Annotated in this window: 13 protein-coding genes and 1 pseudogene; 9 read left to right on the forward strand and 5 right to left on the reverse strand. The window is 49.4% G+C overall.

Annotation, left to right across the window (positions count from 1 at the left end):
* Positions 1-21: 21 nt before the first annotated feature.
* Together J2T14_RS23755 and J2T14_RS23760 are read left to right on the forward strand one after the other, a co-directional pair.
* Positions 22-396 carry a VOC family protein gene (locus J2T14_RS23755; RefSeq protein ID WP_307474773.1) on the forward strand — a complete coding sequence of 125 codons (375 nt, stop codon included), beginning with the start codon at positions 22-24 and terminating at the stop codon, positions 394-396.
* Positions 397-431: 35 nt separating this feature from the next.
* Positions 432-773: a DUF1801 domain-containing protein gene (locus J2T14_RS23760; protein WP_307474775.1), complete on the forward strand. Its 342-nt coding sequence runs from the start codon at positions 432-434 to the stop codon at positions 771-773.
* A 324-nt stretch (positions 774-1,097) separates the two neighbouring features.
* On the opposite strand, the gene J2T14_RS23765 is transcribed toward J2T14_RS23760, so the two are convergent.
* Positions 1,098-2,507, reverse strand: coding sequence for a GNAT family N-acetyltransferase (locus J2T14_RS23765; protein ID WP_307474778.1), 1,410 nt, complete (start codon positions 2,505-2,507; stop codon positions 1,098-1,100).
* Positions 2,508-2,998: 491 nt separating this feature from the next.
* On the opposite strand from J2T14_RS23765, the gene J2T14_RS23770 reads away from it, so the two are divergent.
* The gene (locus J2T14_RS23770) at positions 2,999-4,417 is read left to right on the forward strand and encodes a flavin-containing monooxygenase (RefSeq protein WP_307474780.1); all 1,419 of its coding nucleotides are present in this window, start codon (positions 2,999-3,001) and stop codon (positions 4,415-4,417) included.
* A gap of 59 nt (positions 4,418-4,476) precedes the next feature.
* Here the strand turns inward: J2T14_RS23770 and J2T14_RS23775 are convergent, their stop codons facing one another.
* Positions 4,477-5,064, reverse strand: coding sequence for an NAD(P)H-dependent oxidoreductase (locus tag J2T14_RS23775; protein ID WP_307474782.1), 588 nt, complete (start codon positions 5,062-5,064; stop codon positions 4,477-4,479).
* Positions 5,065-5,189: 125 nt separating this feature from the next.
* Between J2T14_RS23775 and J2T14_RS23780 the strand changes: the two genes are divergently transcribed.
* Complete coding sequence (locus J2T14_RS23780) at positions 5,190-5,627, forward strand: MarR family winged helix-turn-helix transcriptional regulator (RefSeq protein WP_307474784.1); 438 nt, start codon at positions 5,190-5,192, stop codon at positions 5,625-5,627.
* Between the two features lie 55 nt (positions 5,628-5,682).
* On the opposite strand, the gene J2T14_RS23785 is transcribed toward J2T14_RS23780, so the two are convergent.
* A complete protein-coding gene (locus J2T14_RS23785; protein ID WP_307474786.1) occupies positions 5,683-6,147 on the reverse strand; it encodes a hypothetical protein in 465 nt (154 codons plus the stop codon).
* A gap of 594 nt (positions 6,148-6,741) precedes the next feature.
* Between J2T14_RS23785 and J2T14_RS23790 the strand changes: the two genes are divergently transcribed.
* The 5 genes from J2T14_RS23790 (at position 6,742) to J2T14_RS23810 (ending at position 12,623) form a co-directional block, all read left to right on the forward strand.
* A complete protein-coding gene (locus J2T14_RS23790) occupies positions 6,742-8,496 on the forward strand; it encodes a cache domain-containing sensor histidine kinase (protein ID WP_307474789.1) in 1,755 nt (584 codons plus the stop codon).
* 2 nt (positions 8,497-8,498) lie between these two features.
* The gene (locus J2T14_RS23795; RefSeq protein ID WP_307474791.1) at positions 8,499-9,287 is read left to right on the forward strand and encodes a response regulator transcription factor; all 789 of its coding nucleotides are present in this window, start codon (positions 8,499-8,501) and stop codon (positions 9,285-9,287) included.
* Positions 9,288-9,398: 111 nt separating this feature from the next.
* Positions 9,399-10,733 (forward strand): extracellular solute-binding protein, encoded by a 1,335-nt coding sequence (locus tag J2T14_RS23800; protein ID WP_307474793.1) that lies wholly within the window; start codon positions 9,399-9,401, stop codon positions 10,731-10,733.
* A 107-nt stretch (positions 10,734-10,840) separates the two neighbouring features.
* Complete coding sequence (locus J2T14_RS23805; protein WP_307474795.1) at positions 10,841-11,722, forward strand: carbohydrate ABC transporter permease; 882 nt, start codon at positions 10,841-10,843, stop codon at positions 11,720-11,722.
* Positions 11,723-11,738: 16 nt separating this feature from the next.
* On the forward strand, positions 11,739-12,623 hold the full coding sequence (locus J2T14_RS23810) for a carbohydrate ABC transporter permease (protein ID WP_307474797.1): 885 nt from the start codon (positions 11,739-11,741) through the stop codon (positions 12,621-12,623).
* Positions 12,624-13,113: 490 nt separating this feature from the next.
* Here the strand turns inward: J2T14_RS23810 and J2T14_RS23815 are convergent.
* Positions 13,114-13,579, reverse strand: a pseudogene (locus J2T14_RS23815) (IS4 family transposase); the annotation flags it as partial.
* Between the two features lie 406 nt (positions 13,580-13,985).
* Positions 13,986-15,005 (reverse strand): fibronectin type III domain-containing protein (locus tag J2T14_RS23820; protein ID WP_307474799.1); only part of this gene is annotated, 1,020 nt, incomplete at its 5' end.

The raw sequence follows: 15,005 nt of genomic DNA on the forward strand, positions 1-15,005 counted from the left end.
GTTCAACTAACCCCTTAATTAATGTCGGAGGATGCAAGAGCGCAAGCGGAGTTCTATAAGCAATCGCTAGGAGGAGGGATTGCATCCGTCATGACGCATGAGCATACTCCCGGCATTCCGGAGGCGTTCAAGGACAAAGTTATGCATTTGGCGATGACGGTTGCAGGCGGCAACACGCTGTTCATGTCCGATTCCTTCGAGCCGGTGGCGGGCAACAGAAGCTTGAACCTATCGCTTGGCTTCGAGAGCGAGGACGAAGCAAGGAACGCTTTTGCGGGTCTGAGTGAGGGTGGAGTAGTGAATTATCCTTTGGAGAAGCAGCCATGGGGTGCTTCATACGGAGAATTGCAGGATAAATTCGGCGTAACCTGGATGATTGTGCACGAGACGAAGTAAGCTTGGTTATGACGATAACGGAGGAGAATGAAGAAATGAATCAAGAAGTGACGGATTTTATTGAAGCATTGCCGGAGTCGTGGCACGCTGAGCTAAGCCAAGCTTTGCGTGAAATCGTTCATCGCGCCATCCCGGATGTTCAGGAGCGCATACAGTACAAGAAGCCCCATTTTCTCAAAAACGGCAAGTACGCTGCGGTTATCTCGACATCTAAGGATGCGGTGAGTTTTGTTATTTTCAATACCTCCGGCCTTACGATGCCGGACGAGCTATTCGAAGGTCCGCCTGAGCGCAAGACGATTAAGCTAAAGCGCGGCCAGTCCGCTGATGCTGACTTGTTGATCCCGCTCATAAGAGAAGCGTCTGCAACTTTATAGAATTGAAAGGGGTCTGTCCCAAAAGCCGATGGCTTAGGGACGGCCCCTTTGTGCTTGCACAGCCAACCTCTTGCTGCTATGTTGGATTTTTCGCAGTAACTTTGAGTGTTTGACGGGATTTTAAGTGCAAAACAGAGGTCTATGTTGCGAAATCCAATATAGCTCTCGTTATGGCGCGAGACAGCCTAAAGTTACTGCAATGATCCAGTATGGCCACTTCGCAATTTCCATGCCATGAACGACCCCTTCGCCCAACACTTTTGAGACAGCCTTTATTTTTTGTATCGGCGGTTATAAGCTTTTGCAGCGATGAAGGCTCCCGAATTACTCGGATAGCTCGCGAATGATTTCTTGTTCGGATTGGTTTGCAATCCGGAATCCAAGAGAAGCGTATAGATGGGCTGCCCGCTCATTGCCCGTTCGGTGTCCGAGAAAGATGCTGCCGCAGCTATGCCTCTCTCTCATATATTGGATGAGTTCGATCATGCCGGCTTTCCCGAAGCGCTTATTCTGGTATCTATGATCGATCATATAAGCCATAATCCAATAAGCGCCATCGGCTTGATCAACGGCATAAACGGTAAAGCCAATTAATTGTTCGCCTGCATAAATTGCTAGCGGAGTGAATCCGCAATACGCGGATTCTGCAAGCCAATAGACGGCCGGGACGGGGAAGACGTTCTTCTGCTCATCCGTCACTTCAAGCAAGGTGCATTCATGCCAATTGTCATGATCAATCGGCGCGAGTCTGACTGCTGGGCAATGCCGCTCGCGAATTTGATCGCAGATCCGCAACAGCTTATCTCTAAGCGTGATGGCCCATTCGGGCGATTGTGTTTCGTCCATTCCCTCGACGCTGCGCAGCAATCTGGCAAATGTATAGAGATCGGCGAACTTTCGGAAGAGGGGGATTCGATCTATATAAAATTCATCTAGCGGCTTGATTGATCTGTATCCAGCAAGAAACTGCTGGACTTGTCGCATTGCTTCTTCGCTGCCTTCCTGGCCAAGCAGATCGGATATAGCCGAAGTCACATCCATTATGAACCAGTGAACCATCGCATCGTCGAAATCAATGGCGTAAAATTGCGCTTCCTCCGCCGAATAGAACATATTGTCGGTCTCGAAATCATAGTGAATAAGGCCGGTAAGTCCCTCGCCGCCCGGCAGCGCTTGAAGCTCTTTCCGCAAGAGTGAAAGTTCATGACTAAGAACGGTTTCTTTAGGGTAACGCTGCAAGACTGACGAGATGAATGTTAGCGCATCCTCCCAGCTTTTGCGCGACGGCGTTTCCGGACGATATTTTTCGGATAGATGGTGCAGCGACGCTAGCGCCTTGCCCCAGCTAGTCAGGTGGCCGTCGGACATTTGCTCAAGAGGAATATGCGAGCCTTTGGCCTGTTCGAAGACCGTTCCGAAATAACGTCCCTGCTCGGTCTCAATGGTCTCCATCCATTGCCCATTCCTGGAACGAACAGGCACCGCGGCCGGAAAGCCTTCGCCGATCAAATAAAGGATGAAATCAAGCTCGGCTTCAATCTGCTGGGTTGTGTTATCTTCCTCGTGGATGTAGCGGAGAAAATATCGTGCTCCGTCTCGCTCGAACGTGTAAACAAAATTGCTGCTTGCTCTCCAAAACTTCAACGTACCTGCATCATGCTCCCATAATTGAAGCAATAGCTTGGATGGGATAGAACTCACCGTACCCCGAATCATATTGTTTAAATGCATCATTGCCCTAATGGCCTCCCATTGCCTAATGAGAGTTGCATTCTATTATGCCATACGACCTCTCATTGGCTCTTGTCTATTATGAATCGTGTTCAACACCATCACTCCTTCAGGTCGTAGTAGGGAGGGGGGGGATTGTTCCTGCCGTTTGTACTAACTCCCTCGTTGAACATTGTCGGTCAGTACCTTCACAAGAACAAGGTACAATTCAGATTAAAGCGAATATTACCGTCTGAATCGAAGTGCGGCCTATCGTATTATGAATACCTCCTCATTTATGCTATCCTGCTTCAGCGCTATAGTCATGGTGAACAATAAAAGGCGGTTATTTTATGCATGATTATGAAAATTGTCTGAAATCTTTCAAAGACAAGCTAGATAAGATAGAATGAACATTAACTTAACACGCTATGTCTAAAAACTTAACATGCATAGTTGAGTGAAAGTGTTGGGCGTTAAGTTTGTGGTGGGAGCCAGGAGAAAGGTGTGAGGATATGAGTCTGGAAGCGTTGAATGAACGAGTAGCTACCGATCTTTCTTATCTCGCTTATGGAGGTCCGAATTGGGTGCGTCCACGCAGCCATTCAGAAGGTCATGTGTATGATGTTGTCATCGTCGGCGGCGGGCAAAGCGGCTTAAGCATCGCCTTCGCGCTATTGCGCGAACGTGTATCGAATATATTGGTTATCGATGAAAATCCGGAAGGCTATGAAGGTCCGTGGGAGACGTATGCGCGCATGATGACGCTACGCACGCCAAAACATCTGACGTCCGTCGATCTGGGCATCCCGTCATTGACGTTCCGTTCCTGGTGGGAAGCGCAGCATGGGGTGAAGGGCTGGGAGCAGGTGGACAAAATCCCGCGCGGCGACTGGATGAACTACTTGCGCTGGTACCGTCGCGTACTCGGCTTGCCTGTCATTAACGACGTCAAGCTTCAACTGATCGAGCCGACGGAGGACGGTGTGCACCGGCTTCATATTAATGGCGACGGCGCCCCGTCGGATACGTTGCTTGCCAGGAAAGTAGTCCTTGCTACGGGGATTCAAGGCGGGGGAGAATGGCATGTGCCGGAGATGATCTCGGAGAACCTGCCGACTATGCTATATGCGCATACATCGGCTCAAATGGACTTCGATGCGCTCAAAGGGAAAAAAATCGCCATACTCGGCGGCGGCGCTTCAGCGTTCGACAACGCCAACTTCGCCCTTACGGAAGGTGTCGGCGAGGTTCACGTATTCGTACGCCGCAAGGAACTCCCGCGCATTAATCCGATTCGTCAGATGGAAGGCTCGGGCATGATCGAGCGGTTCGCAGCTCTGGAGGATAAAGATAAATACGAGGTCATGGCGCATTTCTTCAAGCACAATCAACCGCCGACGAACGATACGTTCGAGAGAGCGGCATCCTGGCCGGGCTTTCGCTTGCATCTAGGAGCACCTTGGCTTGAGGTGGAAGCAGTTGGAGGTCAGGCACTCGTAACGACGCCGCAAGGCAAGCACTCCTTCGATTTTCTTATTATTAGTACGGGACTGCTGACCGACCCTGCCTACCGGCCGGAATTGAGATTGGTGGAGCGCCATATTGCACGCTGGGGCGACCGCTATGAAGCTCCTGCGGAGGTAGCGAGTCCGGTGCTTGATGCCCATCCATACTTAAGCCCCGGCTTCGCCTTCATGAGCCGGAGCGAAGAAGGGAGGAAGCCTCTGCACGGACTATTCTCGTTCAGCTATTCCGCGCTCATTAGCTTTGGAGTCTCAGCCTCAGCGTTATCGGGTATGCGCTTCGGCGTGCCGAAGATCGCATCGGCGGTAGCAGAGCAGTTGTTTCTCGACGATAGGCAAACAATCTTGGAAGATTACTTCACATACAACGAGCAGGAATTCGTAGTTGCCCTGCCGCAGAACGTCTAATAGATTGCGTTAGGCAGCCATTCTTCTCCCGGAGTAATGGCTGTCTATTTATGCTTGCGTCAGCTCGTTAACGTTCTGAAATAGCGATAAATTTTGTTCAGTTTCTGCTCGTGCTTCCCCTTCGCGCTCTCCATGCTGCCGAATTCGAAAAACTTGACCTTTTTGATGCCTACATATTTAAAGAGCGCTTTTCTCATGAGTACCTGGTGCGAGTTGTTGAGCCAATAGAGCGGATAGAAGGCCGGGCCTTTCATGGTGGAAATGCATACGACTGATCTTCCTTTCAACAAACCTTCGGGCAGCAGTCCTCCCTTATCCCGGTAGGCAAAGCCGGAAGCGAACATTTGATCAATGTAGCCGAGCAGCATGGCAGGGGGGCGCCCCCACCAGATCGGATAGACGAATACAATCTTGTCTGCCCATAACAATTGTTCGCGATACTTGGTTAAAGCCGGGTCGGCGTGCATATCGCGTCGGCGTTTATTTGCATTGAAGATGAGGACAGGGTTAAAGTTCTCGGCATACAGATCCAGCACTTTGACATCCTCGATATTCGGGTTCTCGCCAATGCCTTCAAGCGTCTTCTGCAAAAAAGCGTAGCTTAAGCTCTCGTGATTCGGATGGGTATAAATAATTAGCGTTTTCATGTCACAGTCACCTCTTTACTTATCATTTGATAACTAAAAAATATCACACGGTTCTTATAGTTGTCAAATGATAATTGTTTTGTGACAACAAATTTGTTATTGTACGCGGTAAGAGGTGATTCGAAGTGGAAAAGAAAGAGTTGTTCCAACAATTGATTGCGTTTATAACCGACGTTCACCAAATGAAGCATAACGTGACTAAGGGATTTTCGATAGAGGACATTACGCCTGCCCAATACGGTATTCTTGAATTTATCGCCGTATCGCAGCCGGTTACGGTTAGTGAAATTAGCGAGTGCAAAGATATGTCCATGCCGAATACGAGCCGTGAGCTTAAGAAGCTGATAGATAAATCGTTATGCTGGAAGTACGATGCGGATGAGGACAAGAGGAAGCAATATGTACGTCTCGCTCCTAAGGGGGAGGAACTGATGGGCAATGTTTTTGCTCATATGGAGAATTGGGTGGGGGAGCGTGTCCGGGGTTTGTCCGGCGAAGAGCTAGAGCAGTTGTCTCAGGCGATGGAATTGCTTAGATCGACGATCTTTCGCATAGAACGATAGAAGCAGAGCAGGGCGGTTAGAGACTCGCCCATGCTCTGCTTCTTTGTTTTCCATATTACTTCACAGTCTCGATGAGGATCGTATTGTCGTTGCTTTCTACTAGGCGGGTCTCTTCCGGTGTTACCTCGTAGATCCAATAGCCGCGCAGGACCTCTTCATTGATCGTATAATCCAAATTTTTCATAAGCGTTACCGTATATTTGCCGGGCGAGGAGGAGGCGGCTACTGTGGTGGATAACGTTCCCTTGACTTTTGTTCCTGGCGCCTTGCCTCCTGTTACAACCTCAATCTCCTTTGCTTGGCCAGATGGCGGAAAATCCGGCTTCTCTTTAAGCACCGCAGCTACCGCTTGATTTTCATCGAATCCCGCATTTTGATCATCCGTGACGTTTGCTTCGATGACTGCTGGTTCGACAACCGGAGCGGCTTCTTGCTCCTTCCTCGCTTGATCCTCGTTCAGACTGCAACCGCTCAATACAATTGATATCGCACAGGCTATCGCAAACCCTCTTAGCTGCATAGGTACAACCTCCAGATGTTAGATAAAAGGTTTGACGCCAACTAGGCAGATATGGTTGCGGTCTATCGCAAAGTAGAGAAGGTTATTTCGGCGGAGCCTTATCATCGGCGAGCTTAATCGTTTTCATGAAGTGGAGAAGAAGACGTTGCGGTAAGAGCGCATGTGCCCTTACAGGGATGGAGAAGCTGAAGTGTGCGGTCTGTAAGGGCAAATACGCACTAACAGGCGGGCAATCGTCGAGCGAGTGGTTGTATGGTAGTGCTGTAAGAGTGCATGCGTGCTACGGTAATCGCACCGTAGAAGTATATTGTCTGTAAGAGCAAATACGCACTAACAGGCGGGCAATCGTCGAGCGAGCGGTTGTACAATTATGCTGTGGGAGGCACTAGTATCCTTATAGTCGGCAAGCTGCGGAAATGCGCCGTCCGCCAAAGCGAATTCGCTCTTACGGCGACCGTCTAAACCAACAAATTGAAAATGTAACGTTTCATTTTCTGCTCTTTATTGTGTATATTAAATTTCAAAACTATAAATGAGTTTGCCTGAAGCTCTCATCCTTACCGATATAGTTGAATCCAGATTGGAGTGTGCATATTGAATAAGTTTGCCTCGATGAATACGTTACGCAACCAGATTTTTCTTGGATTCATGGTTGTTATGGTCATTGTGCTGGCTTCTGTGGGGTTGTTTACGTACGATCAGGTGTCGGTCCTGCTCCGCAACAATGCCGAGAAGCATATTCAGCAGACAGCCGTGCAAGCATCCGGCAAACTGGATGCGCTGCTGAAGCAGATCGACACGCTGACCGCGCAAGTAGCGACGAACGCAACGATCCAGCGGCTGCTGACGCAAGAGGTCGAAGGCCGGAAAATCAGCTTCGAGGAGCGCCAATTGCTGCAACAGGAGGTTCGCAAATATACGCCTTATGCGACGGGCATTCAATCGCTAGAGCTGTTCACGACGGACTATCGTATGCTATTACCGCTTACGGACGTCAGTCTGGACAGCCGCGTTTCCGAGGATCGGATTACGCTTGCCGACGAGGGGAAGGGAAGGCTCGTATGGTACGGCATGGATCCGCGATATCCGAATGTCGTGATTGCAATCCGTCATATCCGGCTGATCGATAAGTCTTTTTCCCATGCGGGGTATTTGATGGTCCATATGGACAAAAACTACTTCGAACTGACGGAATCGGGGCAGGCGGAGGAAAACGATGTTCGCGAATCGATGGGGCTCGTCGACGCTTCGGGACAGATTATCGCATCCGATTTTTCCAAGGAGTTGGATATCGGCTCGATGATCGAGCAAAGCGGAGAGACCGTGCAGATCGACGAAGAGGCATATATTGCGGTTCAGAAAAAATCGGAAGAAACGAATTGGCGGATCATCATCTTAACGCCTGCCCGGTACGCGACGGAAGGCATTTTAATCTTGCGTACCGCTATTATCGTATCCGTCATGGTAGGTGGCTTGCTGTTCCTCATTCTCACCTTCATCCTATCGACCATGATTACTCGGCCTATTCTGAATCTTATTAAAGCGATGCGCATCGCGAAGCTTGGGACGCTGAAGCCGATCGACGTTTCGACGTCCTCTATGGAGATTAACGAGCTTAACAATACGTACAACCAGATGGTCGGCTCGCTTAATGAGCTGATCGAAGTCGTCTATCAGAAAGAAATCATTCAGAGCCGCACGGAGCTTAAAGCGCTGCAAGCCCAGATCAATCCGCACTTCCTGTTCAACACGTTGGAAGCTTTCTATTGGGCTCTCGACGAGAAAGGGGAAGAGGAGCTGTCGCAAGTAGTTGTGGCAATGTCGGGACTGTTCCGTTATGTCATCGCTCGCCCGGACGAAGATGAATGGGTAACGATCAGCGATGAGCTCGACCACGCGGAACGGTATCTTAAGATTATGGACATGCGGCTCATTGATCGATTGTCCTGGCGAATCGCCGCTGGCGACATTTGCCGACGCACGCCGATTCCGAAGCTTCTTATCCAGCCTTTAGTGGAAAATGCCATTACGCATGGCGTTGAACAGCAAATCGGACCAGGAACCGTCGAGATCATCGTGTTGCCATCCGCTCGTACAGGCTATACGAGAATCGAAGTAACGGATAACGGGCCGGGCATGGATACGGACAAGGTTCAACAGCTGTATGCCGCGATGCAAATCGGGTATAACCGTTCCGCTAAAGGAAACGGAGTCGGAATTGCTAACGTGGACCGAAGATTGAAGCTATATTATGAATCGGATACCGACGGGCTTGTTATCCGCAGCGAGAAGGGCCGTGGTACGACGATTGCTTTCGAAATACCGAATGAATACGGGAGTGAGAGCTGATTATGAAAACGATATTGGTAGTAGATGATGAACCGAGAACGAGGGAAGGCATTCGCAAGTCGTTGGAGGCTTGGGCGGCAGGCCGTTACAAAATAATAACGGCGGAGAGCGGCGTCGAGGCGCTGAAGTGGCTAGAGGCGAACGCGGCAAGTTTGCTCATAACGGATATTCGGATGCCGGAAATGGGCGGTCTCGATCTTGTTGAAAGAGTGAAGGCGATGGAGCATCCGCCTGTCGTCATCATTATATCCGGACATCCGGAGTTTGATTATGCACAGAAAGCGCTGCAATTTGGCGTATTGGAATATTTGTTGAAACCTCTAGATAAAACTAAGCTTGTTCAAGCGGTAGAATTGGCTTTGAAGCGGGAGGAAGACATACACCGGGTCGAACGAATGGAGCGGCTAGTAGATCCGAAGCTAATGGAGACCGTCCGCCAAGGGAAGCCATACGGTGCGCAGGTGCATGAAGCCATACAGTTCCTTGACAATCATCTTCATGAACCGGTCTCCATGCGCGATATTGCCGACCATCTCCATATGAACGCCAGCTATTTCAGCGTGCTGTTTAAGGAGCAGACGGGATTAACGTTCAGCGAGTATTTGACGCGCAGGAGGGTACAACGGGCGAAGGAGCTGTTATCGGGCACGAGGCAGACGATTGCCGAGATCTCCGACCAGGTCGGCTACCAGACGGCCAAATATTTCGTAAAGGTATTCCGCTCGATCGAAGGAATGAGTCCGGGACAATATCGCAAGAGCGTCGCGCATTCGGAAGAGACAATCCAATAAAAGTAGAACTTTTCCCAATTCACATAGCCTTACCACGTTGCAACCGCATTGCTACAATTATTTTGAAGCAAGACGAACCAAACAAACAACATCAGAAAAGGGGTTGTAAACGTGTTCAAAAAGAAATGGTCCATCACGCTCATGACGACGCTTTGCCTGGCAATGGTAGCTGCAGGCTGCGGCAACAACGGCAATAATGGCGCTAACAACGAAGGCTCAGCAAATGGGGGCGCAGCTGAAAGCGATTCCAAGAAAGTGACGGTCAACTTCATGCATCTATGGCCAGAGGGTGTATCCGCCGGCCAAAACAAAATCGTTAACCAAATTATCAACGATTATCAAGCTGAACATACTAACGTAACGATCAAGCAAGAGGTACTGGACAACGAACAATATAAAAACAAATTGAAAGTGCTTTCAGCTTCCAACCAGCTTCCGGACGTTGGCGTAACTTGGGCGGCCGGCTTCCTGCAGCCTTACGTTGAAGGCAACCTGTTCACGCCGGTTGACGATGTGCTGGGCGGCGAATTGAACGGCAAGTTCGTAGCGGGCACAACGGAAGCCTATGCGGTTGACGGCAAAACGTACGCGCTGCCGCTAGAGTTCAACATTGCTCCAATCTACTACAACAAAGCGATCTTCGAGAAATACAACCTTGAAGTTCCGCAAACTTACGATCAGTTCAAGCAAGTCGTGAAAACGCTTAGCGACAACGGCGTAGCGCCAATCGCGCTTGGCAACAAAGACCGCTGGACGGGCTCGCTTTGGTACATGTACATGGCTGACCGCTTCGCCGGTCAAGAGACGTTGTCCAAAGCAATCAAAGGCGAAGCTTCGTTCACGGACGAAAACCTGATGAAAGCTGCTACCGAGGTTCAATCGCTCGTTGACGGCAATGCCTTCGTGAAAGGCTTCAACGGCTTGTCGAACGAAGAAGCGAAGTCCGAGTTCACGAACGAGAAAGCGGCAATGTACCTGATGGGTACATGGGAGCTTCCGAACTGGACGACGAACGCCGATATTCCGCAAGAGTTCCGCGACAAAGTCGGATTCTTCAAATTCCCTACGGTTGAAGGCGGCAAAGGCGACATCAATAGCTGGGTAGGCGGACCGGGAGTAGGCTTGTTCGTCGCAGAAAACTCCAAAGTAAAAGCAGAAGCGAAAGCTTTCGTCGAATACTTCGTAACGAAGTGGGGCGAGCAATCCGTAACGGGCGCAGGCGTTATTCCTGCTACGAAAGTGGACACATCGGCGCTTGAGCTTCCGCAGCTCTACATCGATCTGTTCAACGAAATGAACCAAGCAAGCAGCATTACTTTGTTCGCAGACGTTCAAATGCCGGCTAATGCGGCTGAAACGCATCTGAACATGATTCAATCGCTGTTCGGCAAAGCTGTAACGCCAGAGAAATTCGCGCAGGAGCACGACGCTGCCGTAGCTAAATAAGCGGACGAATATAAAGCAATAAAGCATAAGAAGCTTTGCTTATCCGGCTGCGGCAGCCGGATAAGCGGCCTCTTGCGTTATGACCTTAGAGAGAGGAGTCGGCCCATTTGGATAAGGTAATGTCGAATAAAAAAATGATTGCGCTCTACGTACTGCCTTCCCTGCTGTTGATTATGGCCGTCGTATACATTCCAATCGTGCTGACGGGTTATTACGGCCTTAACGAATGGAACGGCATTGGGGCTATGAAGTTTGTCGGACTGGACAATTACAGCGCCCTCATTCAAGATGACAATTTTTGGAGTAGTGCCGGACATTCCTTGCTGCTCGCCGTATTCTCGGCACTCAGCCTTATTTTATACTTAATCGTTGCTATGGTATTATCCGCACGCCTTAAAGGATCGAACTTGTTCCGCAAAATTTACTTGATTCCGATGCTTCTGTCTTCGGTTGCGATCGCGCAGCTATGGCTCAAAATTTATCATCCTACGAACGGTATTATGAACAGCTTTCTAGAATCTATTGGGGTCGCTAATCCTCCCGCATGGCTGGCAGAGCCGTCGCTTGTGCTGTTCGCTCTGTTCATCCCGATTCTATGGCAATATGCGGGCTTCTATATTCTGATTTATTATGCTGCGCTTAAGAATATCCCGACGTCGCTGGAAGAGGCGGCGAAGATCGACGGCGCGAATGCGTTCCAAATCGCATACAAAATCAAGCTTCCGCTCGCAATGGAAGTTATCAAAGTGACGATCGTGCTGGCTGTTGTAGGCTCGCTCAAATATTTCGACCTGATCTATGTCATGACGGACGGCGGACCGAACGGAGCTAGCGAAGTCATGGCCTCGTACATGTACCATCAGGCTTTCCGGGCTTACGATTTCGGCTACGGCAGCGCGGTAGGATTTTTCCTGCTCGTCATTTGCTTGATAGCTACGTGGATTATCCGCAAAATGACCGTTACGAAAGATACGATTCAATATTCATAAGGAAGGAGGAAGCTTCATGACGAGCACAACCGCTGGACAACTAGGCGGCGCATCGAGGGGGAAGGGTTCGAGCGTCCTGCTTAAGCTGGGATATGCACTGCTCTATATCGTGTTGATTGTCGTCGCTGCCCTGCAGCTGTTCCCGCTTGTATGGCTGCTGTTTTTCTCGCTGAAGAGCAATCAGGAAGTGTTCAATCTTCCTCCGCTGTCGCTGCCGACCAACCCTCGATGGGAGAACTACGGCAAGGTATGGAGCGCAGGCAATATCGACACTTATTTTCTGAATAGCGTATGGATTACGGTCGTCGCTACTGCGCTTACCGTCGTCCTTGGCAGTCTCGTGACGTATGCCATCACCCGGATGAAATGGAAGGGCAGCTCGCTTGTCCTTGGCCTGTTCATGGTGGCAATGATGATCCCTGTCCATTCGACGCTCATCCCGCTGTTCAGCATGTTCAATAAGGCGGGGTTGATCGATCATCCGCTGTCGCTCATTTTAACGTACGTCGCATTCAATATGCCGATCACCATTATGATTCTGCTCGGATTCTATTATGCGCTGCCGCGCGAGGTCGAGGAGGCGGCGATCATTGACGGATGCTCGGTCAACCGGATGTTCTTCCAGATCGTATTGCCGATGACCGGCTCCGTGATTGCAACAACTTCGATTATTAACATGATTTACAACTGGAACGAGTTTATTTTCGTCAATACGTTCATTAGCTCGGATTCCTTCAAGACTCTTACGGTCGGCGTGCAAAACTTCATCGGCCAGTATACAACCGATTGGGGCGCGATTGGCGCTACGCTCATGATCAGCATTTTGCCGATCCTGGTCGCATTCCTGTTCCTGAGCGACCGCATCGTTGAAGGCATGGCTGCCGGCTCGGTTAAAGGGTAAGAAAGCGTAGCTGAGCTTGTTAAGCTTAAAAGCAAAGGCAAGGCCGTAGATAACCTGGTTGTCTTCCGATAGGGAAGGGGACCGGGTTATCTTTTTGTTTTGGCTATCGTCTGATGTTGATTTTAGATTTGCATTTGCCTAATCGAAGCTGCGGACAGCAGAGACCTTAATTGTTGTTTTACCCGCTGAGCCTATCTCTTACGGACACGCTGGACTCTATCTGCGACATGCTGCACTGGTTTGTTAGGAATAGGAGCCAATAAGGTCACCTTGGTTCGCAACCTCGCAAAACGAAGGTTAATTTGGCGTTTTAGCGTCGCTGGTGTCCGTAACGGAGGTGGGTGAGAGAGAGTGTGTGCAAGCTCGAGTTATATTAAAAGGATAATGAATAGTTAGCGCGAATAATGGTTAACGGGGTAAATGAACCTATGGGGATAGAATAAACCGTAGTGGAGGATGAGCGAGAATGATCGATTTGGAAAATGGGGATTTTATCATTTTCCTTTTCGTGACTCGTATGCAGATGGATGAACTGTCCACTTTGCAGATCATATTCTAGTTGGATTTTAACACCAGCGGTGTGACTGCATCCTCCTGTACCCTGATAGGACGGAGCGAAGCTGTCCGGGAGACGAATAGCGTGTTTGCTGGAGTAAAAGCGAAACGATCTACTGTAGAAAACGTACAGCAGCTGAATTAAAACGCTGATTCAGTCCTTCTGGACTCATAAGAATCCCTGTCGTTGCCTCTAACGTACTACAAAGCTGGTTGAGAGAGGTCGTAGCTATTCGTTGACTCACCCATACACATAAGGCGACTAAATCTTGCGCACGATATTTACTGGTTCGTGTGACGAATCCTGTTTCTTTGGCTAGTTGGGTGAGAGCAAGAGGAGACAAATGTCGTTCCAGTTCTTGTGAAAACAAATGAAGGTCGTCTGAAATACCAAGATTCATCATAAAACGTTATCCTTTCATTAGTCAGTCTACCGAAAGAATAACGTTTTTTCGTTTTGAGGAGGTAGTATTTTCCTTTAGCTTGATGGGCATGGGGTCCTGCCAACATTTTATCGAATATATACGCTAAGCCTTTGTCATGTCGTGATTGGTGTTTTTTCTTACTCTAAGCTAATCCGGTACGATCACCCGGATAAGCCGAATATTAAATTCCATTTATTAGCCTTTTTTCGTTAAAAAAAAAAGCAGCGACGGACTAGGTGCCCAAATGGCCTAGACTGCCGCTGCTTTTATTGTTCTATCGTTTCCCTTCCCTCAAGAGGTCCCGCAACCAAATGACTTAAAACCCACGCTAAGACATTAATTTACGTGCTCCTGTTACCATGCTGAGAACATAGCAATATCTTCAGTGATTGTCGTATTTGATGCTTACATAGACGAAAACTTTCTTATCCGGACTAAAATCATTGCCCGTATGTCCCTTAACTCTCCACTCCGCTCTGTAACCACTGGGCACCTCGGTAGCACTGTACTCAGTACCATTTGTAAGTAACGTCGTATCTTCCGGCAATCGGTTACCCTCGCCCACGGTCTCCAGACTAAGGTCATAATTTTCTCCATACGGAGAACCCATGGAGACATTAACGACCCCATGATAACCCTCAGGGGGGCTCCAAGATCCACTCAATACTTGGCCTGGAGACGAAATGTACCCGTAATATAACAAAAACTCATAACTGGATCCGCCGTATGAATAAGTTTTGGAATCGGAAAGCTGAAAAGAGCCGACCTTTACTTCTTTTTTCACACTTTGATTGCCATCGGCATCGACGGCGACCAATGAAAAGAAGTAGGACGTGTTTGGAGAAAGCCCCTTCACTTCATAGCTGTTCACATCCCCGTTCAGGGTAGCCAGCAGCGTGTTGTCTTGGTATACCTTGTACTTGTCTACGCCCGTTTCATCCGTAGCCGGCTGCCAATTCAGCTGTACGCTGTTATAGGTCACATCGGTAACCGTCAGCACGTCGCCCGCAGGCCACTGTGGCGCTTCAGGATTGGCAACTTGTACGGGAGTATAACGGTCTGTTGTGGTTCCGTCTCCGAGTTGGCCAATCGAATTATTCCCCCACGCCCAAACGGTTCCGTCGCTTTTCACCGCAAAACTGTTACCATTCGCCGCGATGGCGGACACCGAATCGAGCTCGGTTACTTGAACGGGGGAAGATCTGTTGGTCGTGCTTCCATCGCCCAGTTGGCCACCACCATTAAATCCCCACGCCCAGATGGTTCCATCGCTTTTGAGCGCCAAAGTATGCGAAGAGCCCGCAGCTATGGCGGACACCGAATCGAGCTCGGTTACTTGAACGGGGGAAGATCTGTTGGTCGTGCTTCCATCGCCCAGTTGGCCACCACCATTAAATCCCCA

This window comes from Paenibacillus harenae, from assembly GCF_030812415.1.
Taxonomy (GTDB): Bacteria; Bacillota; Bacilli; order Paenibacillales; family Paenibacillaceae; genus Pristimantibacillus; species Pristimantibacillus harenae_A.

Coding starts and splice junctions, on each gene's coding strand:
- J2T14_RS23810 (WP_307474797.1), top strand. CDS start 11,739: ATGACGAGCACAACCGCTGGACAACTAGGCGGCGCATCGAGGGGGAAG.
- J2T14_RS23785 (WP_307474786.1), bottom strand. CDS start 6,147: ATGCAGCTAAGAGGGTTTGCGATAGCCTGTGCGATATCAATTGTATTG.
- J2T14_RS23775 (WP_307474782.1), bottom strand. CDS start 5,064: ATGAAAACGCTAATTATTTATACCCATCCGAATCACGAGAGCTTAAGC.
- J2T14_RS23795 (WP_307474791.1), top strand. CDS start 8,499: ATGAAAACGATATTGGTAGTAGATGATGAACCGAGAACGAGGGAAGGC.
- J2T14_RS23770 (WP_307474780.1), top strand. CDS start 2,999: ATGAGTCTGGAAGCGTTGAATGAACGAGTAGCTACCGATCTTTCTTAT.
- J2T14_RS23765 (WP_307474778.1), bottom strand. CDS start 2,507: ATGATGCATTTAAACAATATGATTCGGGGTACGGTGAGTTCTATCCCA.
- J2T14_RS23760 (WP_307474775.1), top strand. CDS start 432: ATGAATCAAGAAGTGACGGATTTTATTGAAGCATTGCCGGAGTCGTGG.
- J2T14_RS23755 (WP_307474773.1), top strand. CDS start 22: ATGTCGGAGGATGCAAGAGCGCAAGCGGAGTTCTATAAGCAATCGCTA.